We start from the raw sequence: 14,500 nt of genomic DNA, 5'->3' as shown, positions 1-14,500 counted from the left end.
ATAAACGAAACTCGCCATGCGCTTTTAAAAAATACTCCCCCTGTCCGCAGCCTTTACGGCTTGGGTCAGGGGGAGTTAGTCATTTATTCTACTAATCACATTTCCCTTTTCCGGCCCTCCGCCATGACGAGCAGCTCTTCTGCATGCCGCTTCGTCAGGTCGGTCATTTCGGCGCCGGTCATCATTCGGCTCAGTTCCTCGGTTCTCTCCATCCCTTCCAATTCCCTGACGGATGTGGTCGTGCGATCGCCTGTGACTTCCTTCCGGATAAACAGGTGGTGGTCCGCCATCGCCGCTACCTGGGGCAGGTGGGAGATGCAGAGCACCTGGGAGTGAATGGAGATTGCGGCTATTTTCTCGGCAATGGCCTGTGCGACCCGGCCGCTTACACCGGTATCCACTTCATCGAAAATGATCGATGTGACTTCCTGGTGTTTCGAGAAGATGGTCTTGAGTGCCAGCATGATCCGGGAAAGCTCTCCCCCTGATGCCACTTTGGCGAGCGGCTTCGGCGGTTCCCCCACATTGGCGGATATGAGGAAGATGACATCTTCCGCCCCGTTCCGGTCAAACTGGCTGCGTTTCCTGAACTCTACGGTAAACTGTGCTTTCTCCATATAGAGCTCCGAAAGCTGCATGTGGATGGCTTCCGCCAGGCGGACCGCTGCTTCCCTTCTCAGTTCCGCCAGCTCTCCCGCTTCGACAGCAAGATCGGCTTCAAGCGATTCGACTTCCTTCCGTTCGTCCTGCAGCCGTTCATCGCGGTTCATCAGTTTCTCCAGTTCTTCCGCAATCTTGTCGCGATATGCGAGAATTTCCCCGACTGTCCCGCCATACTTTCTCTTCATCGTCTGGAGCACTGCGAGCCGGTGCTCCACTTCATCGAGCCGGTTCGGATCAAACTCCATCCCGTCGAGCATATTTTTCAAAGAAAAGGCGGTTTCCTGGAGTGTATAGAACGCATCTGACACGGAAGTCGCAAATTCCCCTGCCTGCGAGTCGACTTCCGCCGCATGCTCAAGATCACTCATGGCGGCGCCTGTCCAGTCGAGGCCTTTCGACTCGCCCTGAATCGCTTCATATGCAGAGGACACCCGCTCGAAGATCGCATTGAAGTTTTTCAGGCGCGTGCGCTCTTCCTCCAGCTCTTCTTCCTCCCCTTCGTAGAAGCCGGCCTCGTCGATCTCCGTCAATTGGAACCGGTAAAGATCGATCCGATGCGCCACCTGCTGTTCGGATTCATCATACCGCGTAAGCCGCCGTTTCAGCTTGACATAGCGGTCATAGAGAGAAGAATAGCTTTCCTTGGCCGCTCCGATCGTTCCCCAGCCGAACTGATCCAGCAGAAGCACATGGCGCTGCTCATCCATCAGTTCCTGTGTTTCATGCTGGCCGTGAATATCGATCAGCGCCGCACCGACTTCCCGGAGGATGGCAAGGGTGACTAGCTTGCCATTCACACGACAAGTGCTTTTTCCGGAAACGGAGATATCACGTCTCAGGATCACCGTCCCCTCATCATCGGACGGAATACCCGACTCTTCGAGTTTCCGGAATACCGGGTGGGCACTGTGGGACACCTCGAACATCCCTTCCAGCTCTGCTTTCTTTTCCCCGTGTCGGATAAATTCGCTCGATCCCCTTCCGCCGGCCAGCAGCTGGACGGCATCGATGATGATGGATTTGCCGGCACCCGTTTCTCCGGTCAGGACGGTCAGCCCGTTATCAAAGCTGATCGACAGGTCGCGGATGATGGCAAAATTTTTGATTGTCAGTTCTCTCAGCACGGGGCGTTCACCTCCCTGATCAAAGCATGCCGAGCAGCTTTTCCCTCACCGTTTCCCGCTGTTCGTCATTCCGGCAAAGGATGAGGCATGTGTCATCGCCGCAGATGGTGCCGAGAATCTCTTCCCACTCGATCTGGTCGATGAGCGAGCCGATGGCATGCGCATTGCCCGGAAGCGTCTTCATTACAAGAAAATGTCCGGCCCCGTCGATGCTCACAAACGCATCGGTCAGTGCGCGATTCAGCTTGCGCATGGGGTCGAAGCTGCGCTCAGCGGGCAGGCTGTATTTGTAGCGGCCATCCCTCAGCGGAACTTTTACAAGGTGAAGTTCCTTGATGTCCCTCGAGATTGTGGCCTGTGTCACATTGAAACCTTCTTTTTTGAGCCGGTCAACCAGCTCGTCCTGTGTTTCGATTTCATGATGTCCGATAATTTCCCTAATGCGGATATGCCGTTGGCCCTTACTCACTCTATTCCCTCCGAAGAATGCATATTTCCTAATAAGAATGTACCATTATCCAATTTTCGCAACAACAAAAAACCCCCGCTCTCGGGGGTCAGTCCAGCGTTTTATGGGCTTCTTTCACCAGTTCGGCGAAAGCGCCTTCCGGAAGCCTGGATACCGGTTTGTCGGAAGATCTCAGATGGAAGAGGAACTCGATATTGCCTTCGCCTCCGGTAACCGGTGAGAACGAAGCATCGAGAACATCGAAGCCGTTCGAAACCGCCATGCCGGCAGTGCGTTCCAGAACTTCGAGATGGACTTCCGGATCACGGACGATGCCCTTCTTTCCGACATTCTCGCGCCCTGCCTCGAACTGAGGCTTCACGAGGGCGATGACATCGCCGCCCGGGATCAGGACCGTCTTCAAAGTCGGCAGGATCAGGCTCAGAGAAATGAACGAGACGTCGATCGTTGCAAATTCCGGCATCCCCTCCGAAAACAGGTCCGGGGTGGCATGCCGGAAATTGACCCGCTCCATGACCGTCACTCTCGGATCCTGCCGCAATTTATAGGCCAGCTGGTTATAGCCGACATCAAGTGCATAGCTATGGTGTGCACCATTCTGCAGGGCGCAGTCTGTGAATCCGCCGGTCGATGCGCCGATATCGAGGACAAGTTTTTCCTTGACGTCTGCATCAAAAACGTCGAGGGCCTTTTCAAGTTTCAGGCCCCCGCGGCTCACATACTTTTGCCCGCTTCCCTTTACACGGATGTCGGCATCGGCCGGAATCTTCTCTCCGGGCTTGTCCATCCTGCGGTCACCGGAATAGACAATTCCCGCCATGACGGCGCGCTTTGCCTGTTCCCGTGTTTCAAACAGGCCGCGTTCTGTCAGGAGGACGTCAATCCGCTCTTTGGGTACTTTCTGCGTCATAGTGCATGCATGCCTTTCTGGCGGGACAGTCCCACCAGTTCTTCCACTTTTTCAGCAAGCGCTTCATCTGTCATTCCGATTTCCTCAAGCAGCTCGCCTACGCTCCCGTGCTCGATGAACTTGTCCGGGATGCCCATGCGGTCGATGATCGATCCGTGGAAACCGTGCTCATGAGCAAATTCCATGACCCCGCTGCCGAATCCGCCGGCCAGAACCGCCTCTTCAACGGTGACAAGCGGAATTTTCCTCTCCAGCAGGTTTTTCAGCATTTCTTCGTCAAAAGGCTTGATAAAGCGCGCGTTGACAACGCCGGCCTCGATTCCTTTTTCACGGAGGCGTTCTGCTGCTGACAGCGCCATCGGAATCGTCGTACCAAATGTCAGTATCGCCGCATCGCTGCCTTCCCTGAGCATTTCCCAAGAGCCGATCGGAATCTCCCTCAGCTCTTCATCCAGCGGAACGCCCAGCCCGTTGCCGCGCGGATAACGCAGCGCAATGGGTCCATCTTCGTAGCTGACTGCCGTCCTGACCATGTGCTGGCCCTCGTTTTCATCCTTTGGCATCATGATCGTCAGGTTCGGCATGCTTCTGAGGAATGCTATATCGAAGACACCCTGATGGGTCTCACCGTCTGCGCCGACGAGTCCGGCGCGGTCGATTCCGATAAAGACATTCAGATTCTGCCTCGCAATGTCATGGAGCACCTGGTCATAGGCACGCTGGAGGAAGGTCGAGTAGATGGCCAGGAATGGTTTCATTTCTTCGACGGCCAGTCCTGCGGCCATCGTTGTCGCATGTTGCTCGGCAATGCCGACATCAAACATGCGGTCCGGAAATTCGGAGGCAAACCCTTCAAGTTTGGAGCCGACAGGCATCGCGGGGGTGATTGCGACGACCCGTTTGTCTTCGCGTGCGATCCGGCGGACCGTTTCCGCGATAAGCGCACTCCACCCCGGAGCCTTTGCCGGAGACTTGATAAGGTCACCGGTTTCGAGCTTATACGGCCCCGTACCGTGCCATGTGCCGATCTTGTCTTCCTCGGCCGGTCGGAAGCCTTTCCCTTTTTTGGTCAGAACATGGATGAGGACAGGCCCTTCCATTTTCTTGGCGTAATTCAGGTTAGCTTCGAGATCTTCGAAGCTGTGGCCGTCCACCGGTCCGAGATAGGTAAATCCGAGCTCCTCAAAAAAGACGCCTGTAACGAGCAGGTACTTGAGGCTGTCCTTCACACGCTCCGCTGTTGACGCAAGCTTGCCGCCCACAGCCGGGATTTTTTTCAGGAGATATTCCAGCTCGTCCTTCGCCTTGTTGTACTTGCCCGCGGTCCGCAGCCTTCCGAGCACATTGTGGAGCGCTCCGACGTTCGGTGCGATGGACATTTCATTGTCATTCAGGATGACGGTCATGTTCGTCCGCTCGGATCCGATGTGGTTCAGCGCCTCGAGCGCCATGCCGCCGGTCAGAGCGCCGTCTCCGATCACCGGAATGACGTGGTTGTCCGTACCTTTGATATCGCGTGCAGCAGCCATGCCCATCGCAGCAGACAGTGATGTCGAGCTGTGGCCGGTTTCCCAGACGTCATGCTCGCTCTCAATTCTCTTCGGGAATCCGCAGAGGCCCTGATACTTCCTGAGTGTGGAGAAATCACACGCACGGCCGGTCAGAATTTTGTGGACGTAGGCCTGGTGCCCGACATCCCAAATGATTTTATCCCGCGGACTGTCAAAAGCCCGGTGAAGGGCGATTGTCAGCTCAACGACCCCGAGGTTCGGCCCGATGTGGCCGCCGGTAGCCGACAGCTCACGGATCAGGAACGACCGGATATCCGAAGCCAGTGCCTCCAATTCCCTGTTGCCGAGTTCCTTCAGGAAGGACGGATCGGAAATCTTGGTCAAATCCATCGCCATCACTCACCTTTATCAAAAAAATAGGTAAAAATATTCTTTGTCCATTATAGCAGTGTCCAACCCTTACACAAATCAAACGCCCCGTCAGGAGACCCGGTGGATAATGTAATCCGCGAGCAGGCGGAGGACCGGATCCGGGTTTTTCAGGAACGAAACGGCTTTCACAGCCTCGGAATGGTGGTGGATCAGCTTCTGCTTCGCACCTTCCATTGTCAGGATTCCCGGATATGTATTTTTGCCCTGTTCTGCATCCGCACCGGTCTTTTTGCCCGTGACTTTCTCGTCTCCGACTACGTCCAGAATGTCATCCTGGATCTGAAAAGCGATTCCGATATGACGTGCATAGCGTCTCAGCTGTTCCCGCTCCGTGGACTTTGCCTTCGAGAGGACCGCTCCTGCCTCAACGGCAAATGTCAGGAGTGCTCCGGTTTTGAGGCGGTGGACATTTTCCAGTTCTTGCTCAGTCAGTTTCTTCTTTTCAGCAGCCATGTCGAGCATTTGACCGCCGACCATACCTTCTGCACCGGCTGCGCGCGTGAGCAGGAGGATGAGTTCAAGCTTTTCCCCATCTGTCAGGGACGGAGCCCTTCCGATAACGGAAAAGCTTTCCGTCAGCATGGCGTCTCCGGCGAGTATTGCAGTGGCTTCCCCGTAAACCTTATGGTTCGTCGGCTTGCCGCGCCGGAGATCATCGTCGTCCATCGCGGGGAGATCGTCGTGGATCAGTGAATATGTATGGATCATCTCAAGTGCGGCGCCCACATGAAGTTCCGCCGGATGGACACGCCCGAGATCGTGGAGCACAGCGGATATGAGCAGCGGGCGGATCTTCTTGCCGCCGGCCGTCAGGGAATAGAGCATCGATTCCTTCAGACGGGAATCGGTATCGAGATTTCTTACAGTATCCTCAAGGACAGGTACCAGATCATCGACCCGGCTGTCCATGAAATCCTTCAGTTTATCATTCATCCCGGTTTCCTCCTTGAGCCGGATCAAAGGCAGATGCCTCCCCTTCCTTATCGATCAGCGTCACCAGCTGCTTTTCTGCGGACTGGAGCTTGCTGTGACAGACCGAGGAAAGCTCCATTCCTTTTTTATAGAGGTCGATGGCGTCTTCCAATGGAACATCCCCCGATTCCAGCCGGCGGACAATCTCTTCCAGACGGCCGATCGCCTCTTCAAAACGGATATCCTTGTTGTCCTGTTTTTGTTCGTCCATTTATCATTCCACGTCCTTTCGTTCCGAAGGGCTTTCCACGACCGCTTCCACCGTACCGTCTCGGAAAGAGATGGTGACCCGGTCGCCCGTCCCGAGCTCTCCTGCAGACTTGATCACCCGATCATCGCTCCGCACCAGGCTGTAGCCGCGTTCCATGACGGACAGCGGGTTCAGCGCCTGGAGTGTCCGGACAGCCGAGGCAAGTGCCCTCCCGTGCTGCCGGACATTTTCTTCCGCTGCGCGGTGAAGCTCACGGTCGAGGCGGCCTGTGCGCTCCACTGCCTGCGCCAGAACCTGGCGGGGTGAGCGGGCACCGAGACGGGCATCCAGATTGGCGGCGGCCTGCCTGCGGTCGCCGATCATTCTGGATGCACCCTGTAACAGCCGCTCATCCAGCCCTTCGAGCCTCTCGGCGAACGGCCGGTAAAGCCTGTCGGGATAGCTCATCGGATACGATGATTCCAGCCTCTCCAGCCGCTTCCTTTCATGTCGGATCATCGTCATGAGGGATTGGTGAAGCCTGGACCTTGACTCGAGAATGCGCCTGGAAACTTCAACACGGTCCGGGACGGCCAGCTCTGCCGCGGCGGTCGGTGTCGGAGCTCTGAGGTCTGCCACAAAGTCGGCAATGACCGTGTCCGTTTCGTGGCCTACCGCACTGATGACGGGTATTCGGGAAGAGAAGATTTCTCTGGCCACTTCCTCTTCATTGAACGCCCATAAATCTTCGATGGAGCCGCCTCCGCGTCCGACGATCATCACATCAATACCGCCGAGCCGGTTGGCCTGGCGGATTGCACTGACGATTGACGGGACTGCATTGGGGCCCTGGACGATGGCAGGGAACAGCAGCACATCAGCAAGCGGATACCTCCGATTCAGGGTCGTGCAGATATCCCGTACTGCCGCGCCGGTCGGTGCCGTGATCACACCCACCTTGTCCGGGAAAGCCGGAATCGGCTGCTTCCATTCGGCATTGAACAGCCCTTCTTTTCCAAGCCGTTCCTTGAGCTGCTCAAAAGCGACATACAGCTCACCGATACCGTCAGGCTGCATCGTATTTACATAAAGCTGATATTGTCCTGCAGCCTCATAGACATTCACATCTCCGCGGATCAGGACGTTCATCCCTTCCTCCGGCCGGAATTTCAGCCTCGAGGCGTTGGAACGGAACATGGCGGCATTGATGCGTGAGCGGCTGTCTTTCAATGTAAAGTAGATATGCCCCGAGGAGTGGAGCTTGACGTTTGACAGCTCCCCCTTGACGTAGACATCGCGCAGATGGAGGTCCGCATCGAATTTCCGCTTGATATATTTGGTCAGCGCACCGACGCTCAGATAGGGATTTTGCATGCGGGCACCGCCTTTCTCAGATTACAGTAAACAAGCGGCAGAGGCGGCAGGCTTCCCGTGGGATTCTGTGCCGCCCTTGCCGCTTGCTGAATTAGAATCGATCCTGTCCTGTGTTTTTCCTGCGGGTCAGCGGGAAGCCCTTAGGGCTTTTTCCGCACTTTTCAGGGTGTTGGACATCAGCATCGCGATTGTCATGGGCCCTACCCCGCCCGGAACCGGCGTGATGGCGGAAGCTGCAGGGAGAACCTCTTCAAAATCGACGTCACCGTGCAGCTTGCCGTCCGCCCCGCGGTTGATGCCGACATCGATGATGACAGCCCCGTCCTTGACGTGGTCACGGCCGATCATGCCCTCGCGCCCGACTGCGGCGACCAGGACATCAGCTTGGCGGGTGATGGACGGCAAATCTTCCGTCCTGGAATGGCAGATGGTGACGGTCGCATTTTCACGAAGGAGAAGCATCGCCATCGGCTTGCCGACAATATTGCTCCGCCCGACCACAACGGCATGCTTGCCGTTGAGATCCACTCCGCTGCGCTCCAGCATGACCATGATGCCAAGAGGCGTGCACGGCACAAATCCGTCCATCCCGGCCATGAGCCTTCCGGCATTTTCAGGATGGAAGCCGTCCACGTCCTTATCTGGGTGGATCGCTGCGATTACCCGCTGCTCATCGATCTGTTCCGGAAGCGGAAGCTGTACGAGGATGCCGTGGATCGCCGGATCGCCGTTCAGCCTTGTGATTTCGTCGAGAAGGGCCGATTCACTGGTTTCACTGCCCATCCGGATCACTTCGGAATGCATGCCGAGCGCCTTCGTCGTACGCTCTTTGCTGCCGACGTATGCCGACGATGCCGGATCGTCCCCGACGAGGATGACCGCGAGTCCGGGGGTCATGCCTTCGGCCTTGAGCCGTTCCACACCCATCTTTACTTCTTCCTTCACTTGCCTGCTGATTTCTTTGCCGTCAATAATCTTGCCTTCCACGCGTTTCACTCCAAGCTGTATAGGTTTCAGTCTGTGTATTTGGAAAGGACGCCGTTCACGAATCGGCTTGATTTTTCGTCCCCGAATGTCTTGCTGAGCTCGATTGCTTCGTTCAGCACGACCTTGGATGGTGTTTCCTTCATATGAAGGAGTTCGTAGACAGCCATCCGCAGCACGGTCCTTTCGACCTTCGGAAGCCGCTCCAGTTTCCAGTTTTCGAGCTTCGACTTCAGGGACTCGTCGATCTCTTCCCGCTTTCCATAGGTACCTTCGACGAGGGATGCATAAAACGGGTCACGGACCTCGTCCTCGCCCGTGATATGCTCCATGGCCTCTTCCGGCGTCATCTCCGTGCTGTCCAGCTGGAACAGCGTCTGCATGGCTTTTTCTCGTGCTTCATGTCGTTTCATCCGGGCAATCTCCTCTTTTTGCATCGTTCTGGACTATGATAGCATATTTTCACCGTCCGGTATGAATCCGAACGTAAAAAGCCGCCATGAATTGGCGGCTTTCCTGTCAGGCACGTTCTTCCGTCTGGTCGAACTGGATGCCGGTGATATGGACGTTCACTTCTTCCGGTTCGATGGCGGTCATATTGAAGACCGACTGGCGGACGTTTTCCTGTATTTTACGGGCAACGGAGGGGACCGAATGGCCATAGCCCACCGAACAATAGACATCGATAAAGAGCCCGTCATCATTATAGTCGAGCTTTACTCCTTTGCCGTGCACCTTGCGCCCCAGCTTTTCAGCAACTCCTGCTGCAAATGACCCTCTCATGTCCGCCACGCCTTCCACTTCTGCAGTGGCGATGCCGACGATCACTTCCAGCACTTCGGGGGCGAGTTCGACCTTGCCGTATATTTCCTTGCCGGCTGCGGCCGCTGCCTCATGGGAGGAATTCGGTTGTTCTGCCATCCGGATCATCCCTTTCTCAATGTTGTCTGGCTTCTTCTTCAGTTTCAGCCATTACATCATATTTTTCAAGGAACTTGGTGTCGAAGTCGCCGGACTTGAACACCTCATGGTCCATGAGATTGAGATGGAACGGGATGGTCGTATCGACGCCTTCCACGACGAACTCGGACAGTGCCCGTTTCATCCGGGCAACAGCCTCTTCACGCGTATCGGCAAATGTGATGAGCTTGGCGACCATCGAATCGTAGAACGGCGGAATCATGTAACCGGGATAAACCGCAGAGTCAACGCGGACCCCATTGCCGCCGGGAACTATGTACATGTTTACACGGCCCGGTGACGGCATGAAGTTGCGCGAAGGGTTTTCCGCATTGATGCGGCACTCGATCGACCAGCCGTTGATCTTTACATCTTCCTGCTTGATTTCAAGCGGTTCGCCCGAGGCAATCTTCAGCTGCTGCGCGATCAGATCGATGCCCGTCACCATCTCGGTAACAGGGTGCTCCACCTGGATCCGGGTGTTCATCTCCATAAAGTAGAATTTATCATTGATGTGGTCATAGATGAACTCCACCGTGCCAGCGCTGCGGTAGCCGACTGCCTGGGCGGCGAGAACGGCAGCCTGTCCCATCTTCTCACGGGTCTCTTGTGAGAGTGCCGGCGACGGCGCTTCCTCGACCAGCTTCTGCATCCGGCGCTGGATCGAACAGTCGCGCTCGCCGAGATGGATCGTATTGCCGAACTGGTCGGCGAGAACCTGGATCTCGACATGGCGGAAGTTCTCGATGAACTTCTCGATATAGACACCCGGGTTGCCGAATGCGGCAGCGGCTTCTTTCTGGGTGATCTCGACACCCTTCTTCAGCTCTGCTTCATCCCGCGCAACGCGGATTCCTTTTCCGCCGCCGCCGGCTGTCGCCTTGATGATGACCGGGAATCCGATCTCCTGTGCAATTTCCAGGGCACCTTCGGGGCCGTCGACAATCCCTTTGGAACCGGGGACGACCGGAACACCCGCCTCGCGCATCGTTTCACGGGCAACATCTTTTGTCCCCATCTTGGAGATCGCTTCCGCGGATGGCCCGATGAATGTGACATTGACCTCTTCGCACAGTTCTGCGAAATCGGCGTTTTCCGCCAGGAAGCCGTATCCCGGATGGATGCCGTCACAGCCGGTCATCTTGGCGACACTGATGACATTGGTAAAGTTCAGATAACTGTCTTTGGATAGCTTCGGACCGATGCAATATGCTTCATCGGCCATTTCTACGTGCAGGGCTTCACGGTCCGCTTCGGAATAGACGGCGACCGTTTGGATACCGAGGTCGCGGCACGCACGGATGATGCGGACCGCGATTTCCCCGCGATTGGCAATGAGGACTTTTTTCATTATTTCAGCCCCCCTTATTCCGGCTTGACCAGGAACAGCGGCTGGCCATATTCAACAAGCTGTCCGTCTTCTACGAGGATCTGCGCAATCTCCCCGTTCATTTCTGCCTCGATTTCGTTGAACAGTTTCATGGCTTCGACGATGCAGACCACGCTGTCCGGCTTGACCTTGTCTCCGACGGAAACAAATGCAGGCGCATCCGGTGACGGCGACTTATAGAATGTCCCGACCATCGGGGATTTCACTTCCAGCAGATTTTCATCCTGCGATGCTGCAGGCGCTGCTTCCTGCTGCTTGGGCTCTTCCTTGGCCACAGGTGCAGGCTGGGCTGCAGGTGCGGCCGGAGCCGGTGCAGGGGCAGCTGCAACCGGTGCTGCAGGGGCAGTTTCCGTCACCTGGACAGCACCGCCTTTTTTCAGCTTGATCTCCCCTTCTTCCGTCTTGTACTTGAATTCTTCAATTCCCGTCTGGTCGATCAATTTGATGATTTCGCGGATCTCTTGAATTTTAAGCATTCTGACGACTCCCCTAACTTTAAATGTGTACCCTTACATTCTAAGCGTTTGTAAAGTTTTTTTAAATACTTATCACATAAAAGCGAGGAAACCGGTACTGAAGTACGAGAAAAGAATGAGATAAACAGAATTTTTCAAAAAGAAAAAGGCCTTGCGGAGGCCTTGTTCATTGTCCTGATTTGAAATCTACATAGACGGTTGAGGAATCTTCCCACTCGCTCTTGACCGTATACACGATCTGATCTGCCTGTGCGGCCGACAGTTCGTCAGCAATGACGCTGACCTTTACAGTGCCGTCTTCGGTGCGGACAACCGCATCCTCGTATCCGAGGTCTTTAATCAGCATCTCGAGCATGGCTTCAGCCGTCTCCCGCTTGGTGAGGATCTGCATATCATCAAAGGCCTGGTCCCGCTCTTCGGCAGTGAGATCGTCGGCTGTGATTTTCTGTGTAAGCAATTCACGCTGCTGGCTGCGTTCATTGCGCATTTCCATCCTCAGTTCCTCGAACAGGTAGCTTTCGGCAAATACCGGTGTTGCGTCACTGCCTGCTTCCCCAAGCTCCGTGTCTTTGATCGTATCATCCGAGAAGATCGTGATTCCGTCAAACGGCATCGGATTGCGGTCAAACAGATAGTACACTCCGATCACCGCCACCAGACTGAGCAACGTCAGGAACCAGACACCTTTTTTCTTCACTCTCATCCCTCTTCCCCCTCATTTTTCATTTCCACTACTACAATCCGGTGCTCGGGCAGCTGGAGGACACCCGACAGGATGCGGACCAGTTCGGCACGGATCCGCGGATCGCCGGCCCCTTCCGCGACAACCAGGATTCCGCCGGAGGGCGTGTCCCGCCCTTTCCCGGTCGAGGTCCCGAAGTAGCTGTCAAGGGGCATTAGGATGCCGCCCTGTTCCTCCTGACCCCCGCCCTGCCGATAGACCCGGACTTTCCCGACGCCATTGATTTCGGAAAGGACCGACTCCAGATCCGACGGGCCCGGCCCCGGGCTTTCTCCTCCGCTGCCGGAAAACAGCCCGGTCACCCCCGGCGCCAGGATGAACAGGCAGGCGGCGCCGGCGAGCAGGAGCGGCAGGGCGCTCTTCTTAAAGGTTTTCTCCATGTCATCTCCACGCTTCCCGTCCTTTCAATCAGTGCTGTTTCCGGTATATGGGAGCGATTGGGACGCTCCGGCGGGCCGGGGCCGCCGTGCCGTGATCTCCGGCTATTCATCCTGAGACATAGTATGCACGGCTCGTACAGGCTATGACCCGGGCAGCAGGGAGATTAGCTTTAGGATGTAAAGAAGTACCGCAAGCCTCATAAGCGGCATGAAATTCTCCCGCTCGTCCGGTCCGAGGACAGTACCGGTGACCGCCAGGATTCCCATCAGCCAGATCAGGCCGGAAATCCATTCCCACATTCCCTCACCCCGCTCCTGCAATGACCTTGATCAGGACGATGGATAATACGGCTGTATAGAAAATTGCGAACGCCACAACCAGCATGATTCCGCAGAGGACGAAAAGTGTCTTGCCGATATCATCGAAGAATCCCGCAAGATCCTCATGCGCAAACGGTTCGCAAAGCGCAGCAATCCATTTGTAGAGAAAAGCCGTCAGAAGCACATAGGCCACGGGGGTCAGGCTGGTCAGGAGCAGCGCCACGATCAGATAGCTTCCGGCGATCGGTGCCATGCCGGAAGAATACTTGCCGACCACGCCCATCGTATCCGTGATGAACGAACCGACAAGCGGCACATGCTGGCGCAGCAACGCCTTAATCGGTTCGGCCATGGCACTCCCCGATGACCATGCCATCGCTCCGGTCGCTGTGATGAAAAGCGAGTAGCATGCGATGATCACGGAAATCGCGCCGAGGAGGGTCACCCGGATCATTTCGGAAATACGAGTAAACGGAATTTCCGGCACGAGCCTGGACAGGTAGTCCAGGATAAAGCTCACGATCAGCAGCGGAACCATCCACTTGCCCCCGATCACGACAGCCCCCTGGACAAACAGGAAAACGGCAGGGTTCCAGTTGATGAGCGAAAGCGCACCTCCCGCAGCGGCCATGCCGGCTGCAAGGACCGGGTAGATCCCGAGGAACAGCCCCGTCATTTTCGCGACGAGCCCGTCCATCATGCGGACTGCATCGATTGCCGGGCCCATCGCCGCCGCCCCCGCCGAGACAAGCAGTAACAGCCTTGTCCACTCACGGAATTGCGGGACGACAAAATCCGCCGCCAGAGCTGCGGCGGAAAGGACGATGATCAGCACAAACAGCCTTGCGGGAGGTCCGGCAACAGCGGCGATCAGCTCCCACATCTCGATTGCCCCCTTTCCGTCACGGCAGCAGACCGGTTAGCACGCCCGCAGTCTCCCTGAACTCCCCCAGCCATACACCGACCAGCAGCAGCTGGACTGCCATATGGGACAGACGGCCAATCGGCGCATAGCCGATTTCCCCGAGCATGTCCCGGAACGAGGCAGACAGATAAAACAGAAAAGCGGAACCAGCAATCAGCCGGATCTGCCGGGCTCCCGGCCCGTCCCACGCAAGCGGCAGCTCTTGCAGAAGCGGCACGGCCATCCTGAACGTCAGCTGTGCCAGAAGCAGGAAAAAGAAGATCAGAAGAAAAAACGGTGCCATCTTGGGCAGGAAGGCATCCAGCATGATCAGAAGGAACACCATGATGATTGCGGACAAAATAATTTCCATGCGAACCCTCTACGCCGAAAGCCATGAGAAGAAAGATGAGATTTCCGTAAAGAAAATCCGGAGGAAACGGAGCATCTCAGCCGTGATATACAGATAGGCAACGAAAAATATGAAAAAAGAATACTCTTTCTTCCCTGTCTGCTCGAAAAACAGATGCAGGAAGGCGATGACGAGACCGACTCCCGCTACCCGAAGAATATCTTGAAGTTCCACATGCGGCCCTCCCGTTTTTTTGAATGTATGCGGCTCCTGATGCCGTTATGCTGTTCTGTAGCGGGTGAAGACCATACGGCAAGTAGGGTGGTGATCCATGCAGCGAATTGCA

General features: G+C 55.9%; 18 protein-coding genes. All 18 read right to left on the bottom strand.

Annotation, left to right across the window (positions count from 1 at the left end):
• Nucleotides 1-95: 95 nt before the first annotated feature.
• On the bottom strand, nucleotides 96-1,787 hold the full coding sequence (recN, locus tag AV656_RS02440) for a DNA repair protein RecN (protein ID WP_063178456.1): 1,692 nt from the start codon (nucleotides 1,785-1,787) through the stop codon (nucleotides 96-98).
• Between the two features lie 19 nt (nucleotides 1,788-1,806).
• Complete coding sequence (ahrC, locus tag AV656_RS02435; protein WP_063178454.1) at nucleotides 1,807-2,256, bottom strand: transcriptional regulator AhrC/ArgR; 450 nt, start codon at nucleotides 2,254-2,256, stop codon at nucleotides 1,807-1,809.
• 88 nt (nucleotides 2,257-2,344) lie between these two features.
• Nucleotides 2,345-3,166 (bottom strand): TlyA family RNA methyltransferase, encoded by an 822-nt coding sequence (locus AV656_RS02430; protein WP_063178452.1) that lies wholly within the window; start codon nucleotides 3,164-3,166, stop codon nucleotides 2,345-2,347.
• On the bottom strand, nucleotides 3,163-5,067 hold the full coding sequence (gene dxs / locus AV656_RS02425) for a 1-deoxy-D-xylulose-5-phosphate synthase (protein WP_063178446.1): 1,905 nt from the start codon (nucleotides 5,065-5,067) through the stop codon (nucleotides 3,163-3,165). Before dxs ends, AV656_RS02430 begins: the two co-directional genes overlap by 4 nt.
• Before the next feature lie 90 nt (nucleotides 5,068-5,157).
• Nucleotides 5,158-6,042 carry a polyprenyl synthetase family protein gene (locus tag AV656_RS02420; protein ID WP_063178444.1) on the bottom strand — a complete coding sequence of 295 codons (885 nt, stop codon included), beginning with the start codon at nucleotides 6,040-6,042 and terminating at the stop codon, nucleotides 5,158-5,160.
• Nucleotides 6,035-6,292, bottom strand: coding sequence for an exodeoxyribonuclease VII small subunit (locus AV656_RS02415; protein ID WP_063178442.1), 258 nt, complete (start codon nucleotides 6,290-6,292; stop codon nucleotides 6,035-6,037). The genes AV656_RS02420 and AV656_RS02415 overlap by 8 nt, the downstream gene beginning before the upstream one ends.
• A 3-nt stretch (nucleotides 6,293-6,295) precedes the next feature.
• Entirely contained in the window at nucleotides 6,296-7,645 is a 1,350-nt protein-coding gene (gene xseA / locus AV656_RS02410; protein WP_063178440.1) for an exodeoxyribonuclease VII large subunit, read from the bottom strand.
• Between the two features lie 126 nt (nucleotides 7,646-7,771).
• Complete coding sequence (gene folD, locus AV656_RS02405; RefSeq protein ID WP_082818569.1) at nucleotides 7,772-8,632, bottom strand: bifunctional methylenetetrahydrofolate dehydrogenase/methenyltetrahydrofolate cyclohydrolase FolD; 861 nt, start codon at nucleotides 8,630-8,632, stop codon at nucleotides 7,772-7,774.
• A gap of 26 nt (nucleotides 8,633-8,658) precedes the next feature.
• Nucleotides 8,659-9,042 carry a transcription antitermination factor NusB gene (gene nusB, locus AV656_RS02400; RefSeq protein ID WP_063178438.1) on the bottom strand — a complete coding sequence of 128 codons (384 nt, stop codon included), beginning with the start codon at nucleotides 9,040-9,042 and terminating at the stop codon, nucleotides 8,659-8,661.
• 106 nt (nucleotides 9,043-9,148) lie between these two features.
• Complete coding sequence (locus AV656_RS02395) at nucleotides 9,149-9,550, bottom strand: Asp23/Gls24 family envelope stress response protein (RefSeq protein WP_063178913.1); 402 nt, start codon at nucleotides 9,548-9,550, stop codon at nucleotides 9,149-9,151.
• A gap of 16 nt (nucleotides 9,551-9,566) precedes the next feature.
• A complete protein-coding gene (gene accC / locus AV656_RS02390; RefSeq protein ID WP_156484780.1) occupies nucleotides 9,567-10,943 on the bottom strand; it encodes an acetyl-CoA carboxylase biotin carboxylase subunit in 1,377 nt (458 codons plus the stop codon).
• A gap of 11 nt (nucleotides 10,944-10,954) precedes the next feature.
• The gene (gene accB, locus AV656_RS02385) at nucleotides 10,955-11,455 is read right to left on the bottom strand and encodes an acetyl-CoA carboxylase biotin carboxyl carrier protein (RefSeq protein ID WP_063178433.1); all 501 of its coding nucleotides are present in this window, start codon (nucleotides 11,453-11,455) and stop codon (nucleotides 10,955-10,957) included.
• Nucleotides 11,456-11,621: 166 nt separating this feature from the next.
• Nucleotides 11,622-12,158 (bottom strand): SpoIIIAH-like family protein, encoded by a 537-nt coding sequence (locus tag AV656_RS02380; protein WP_063178427.1) that lies wholly within the window; start codon nucleotides 12,156-12,158, stop codon nucleotides 11,622-11,624.
• The gene (locus AV656_RS02375; RefSeq protein ID WP_063178425.1) at nucleotides 12,155-12,577 is read right to left on the bottom strand and encodes a hypothetical protein; all 423 of its coding nucleotides are present in this window, start codon (nucleotides 12,575-12,577) and stop codon (nucleotides 12,155-12,157) included. The genes AV656_RS02380 and AV656_RS02375 overlap by 4 nt, the downstream gene beginning before the upstream one ends.
• Before the next feature lie 141 nt (nucleotides 12,578-12,718).
• The gene (locus AV656_RS16260) at nucleotides 12,719-12,877 is read right to left on the bottom strand and encodes a hypothetical protein (RefSeq protein ID WP_156484779.1); all 159 of its coding nucleotides are present in this window, start codon (nucleotides 12,875-12,877) and stop codon (nucleotides 12,719-12,721) included.
• A gap of 4 nt (nucleotides 12,878-12,881) precedes the next feature.
• Complete coding sequence (locus tag AV656_RS02370; protein ID WP_063178423.1) at nucleotides 12,882-13,781, bottom strand: stage III sporulation protein AE; 900 nt, start codon at nucleotides 13,779-13,781, stop codon at nucleotides 12,882-12,884.
• A gap of 19 nt (nucleotides 13,782-13,800) precedes the next feature.
• On the bottom strand, nucleotides 13,801-14,175 hold the full coding sequence (locus tag AV656_RS02365; protein ID WP_063178421.1) for a hypothetical protein: 375 nt from the start codon (nucleotides 14,173-14,175) through the stop codon (nucleotides 13,801-13,803).
• A 9-nt stretch (nucleotides 14,176-14,184) separates the two neighbouring features.
• Nucleotides 14,185-14,388, bottom strand: coding sequence for a SpoIIIAC/SpoIIIAD family protein (locus AV656_RS02360; RefSeq protein WP_063178419.1), 204 nt, complete (start codon nucleotides 14,386-14,388; stop codon nucleotides 14,185-14,187).
• Nucleotides 14,389-14,500 lie beyond the last annotated feature (112 nt).

Origin of the sequence: Bhargavaea cecembensis (genome assembly GCF_001619585.1) — a bacterium.
GTDB lineage: Bacteria > Bacillota > Bacilli > Bacillales_A > Planococcaceae > Bhargavaea > Bhargavaea cecembensis_A.
Note: the sequence above shows the minus strand (reverse complement) of the source record. Positions and strands in the feature narration are given on the sequence as shown.

Bases quoted from the DNA above. Each gene is read 5' to 3' on its own strand.
- AV656_RS02430 (WP_063178452.1), bottom strand. From the start codon at position 3,166: ATGACGCAGAAAGTACCCAAAGAGCGGATTGACGTCCTCCTGACAGAA.
- AV656_RS02380 (WP_063178427.1), bottom strand. From the start codon at position 12,158: ATGAGAGTGAAGAAAAAAGGTGTCTGGTTCCTGACGTTGCTCAGTCTG.
- dxs (WP_063178446.1), bottom strand. From the start codon at position 5,067: ATGGATTTGACCAAGATTTCCGATCCGTCCTTCCTGAAGGAACTCGGC.
- AV656_RS02395 (WP_063178913.1), bottom strand. From the start codon at position 9,550: ATGGCAGAACAACCGAATTCCTCCCATGAGGCAGCGGCCGCAGCCGGC.
- AV656_RS02370 (WP_063178423.1), bottom strand. From the start codon at position 13,781: ATGTGGGAGCTGATCGCCGCTGTTGCCGGACCTCCCGCAAGGCTGTTT.
- nusB (WP_063178438.1), bottom strand. From the start codon at position 9,042: ATGAAACGACATGAAGCACGAGAAAAAGCCATGCAGACGCTGTTCCAG.
- accB (WP_063178433.1), bottom strand. From the start codon at position 11,455: ATGCTTAAAATTCAAGAGATCCGCGAAATCATCAAATTGATCGACCAG.
- AV656_RS02415 (WP_063178442.1), bottom strand. From the start codon at position 6,292: ATGGACGAACAAAAACAGGACAACAAGGATATCCGTTTTGAAGAGGCG.
- AV656_RS02375 (WP_063178425.1), bottom strand. From the start codon at position 12,577: ATGGAGAAAACCTTTAAGAAGAGCGCCCTGCCGCTCCTGCTCGCCGGC.
- AV656_RS16260 (WP_156484779.1), bottom strand. From the start codon at position 12,877: ATGTGGGAATGGATTTCCGGCCTGATCTGGCTGATGGGAATCCTGGCG.
- AV656_RS02365 (WP_063178421.1), bottom strand. From the start codon at position 14,175: ATGGAAATTATTTTGTCCGCAATCATCATGGTGTTCCTTCTGATCATG.
- xseA (WP_063178440.1), bottom strand. From the start codon at position 7,645: ATGCAAAATCCCTATCTGAGCGTCGGTGCGCTGACCAAATATATCAAG.
- AV656_RS02420 (WP_063178444.1), bottom strand. From the start codon at position 6,042: ATGAATGATAAACTGAAGGATTTCATGGACAGCCGGGTCGATGATCTG.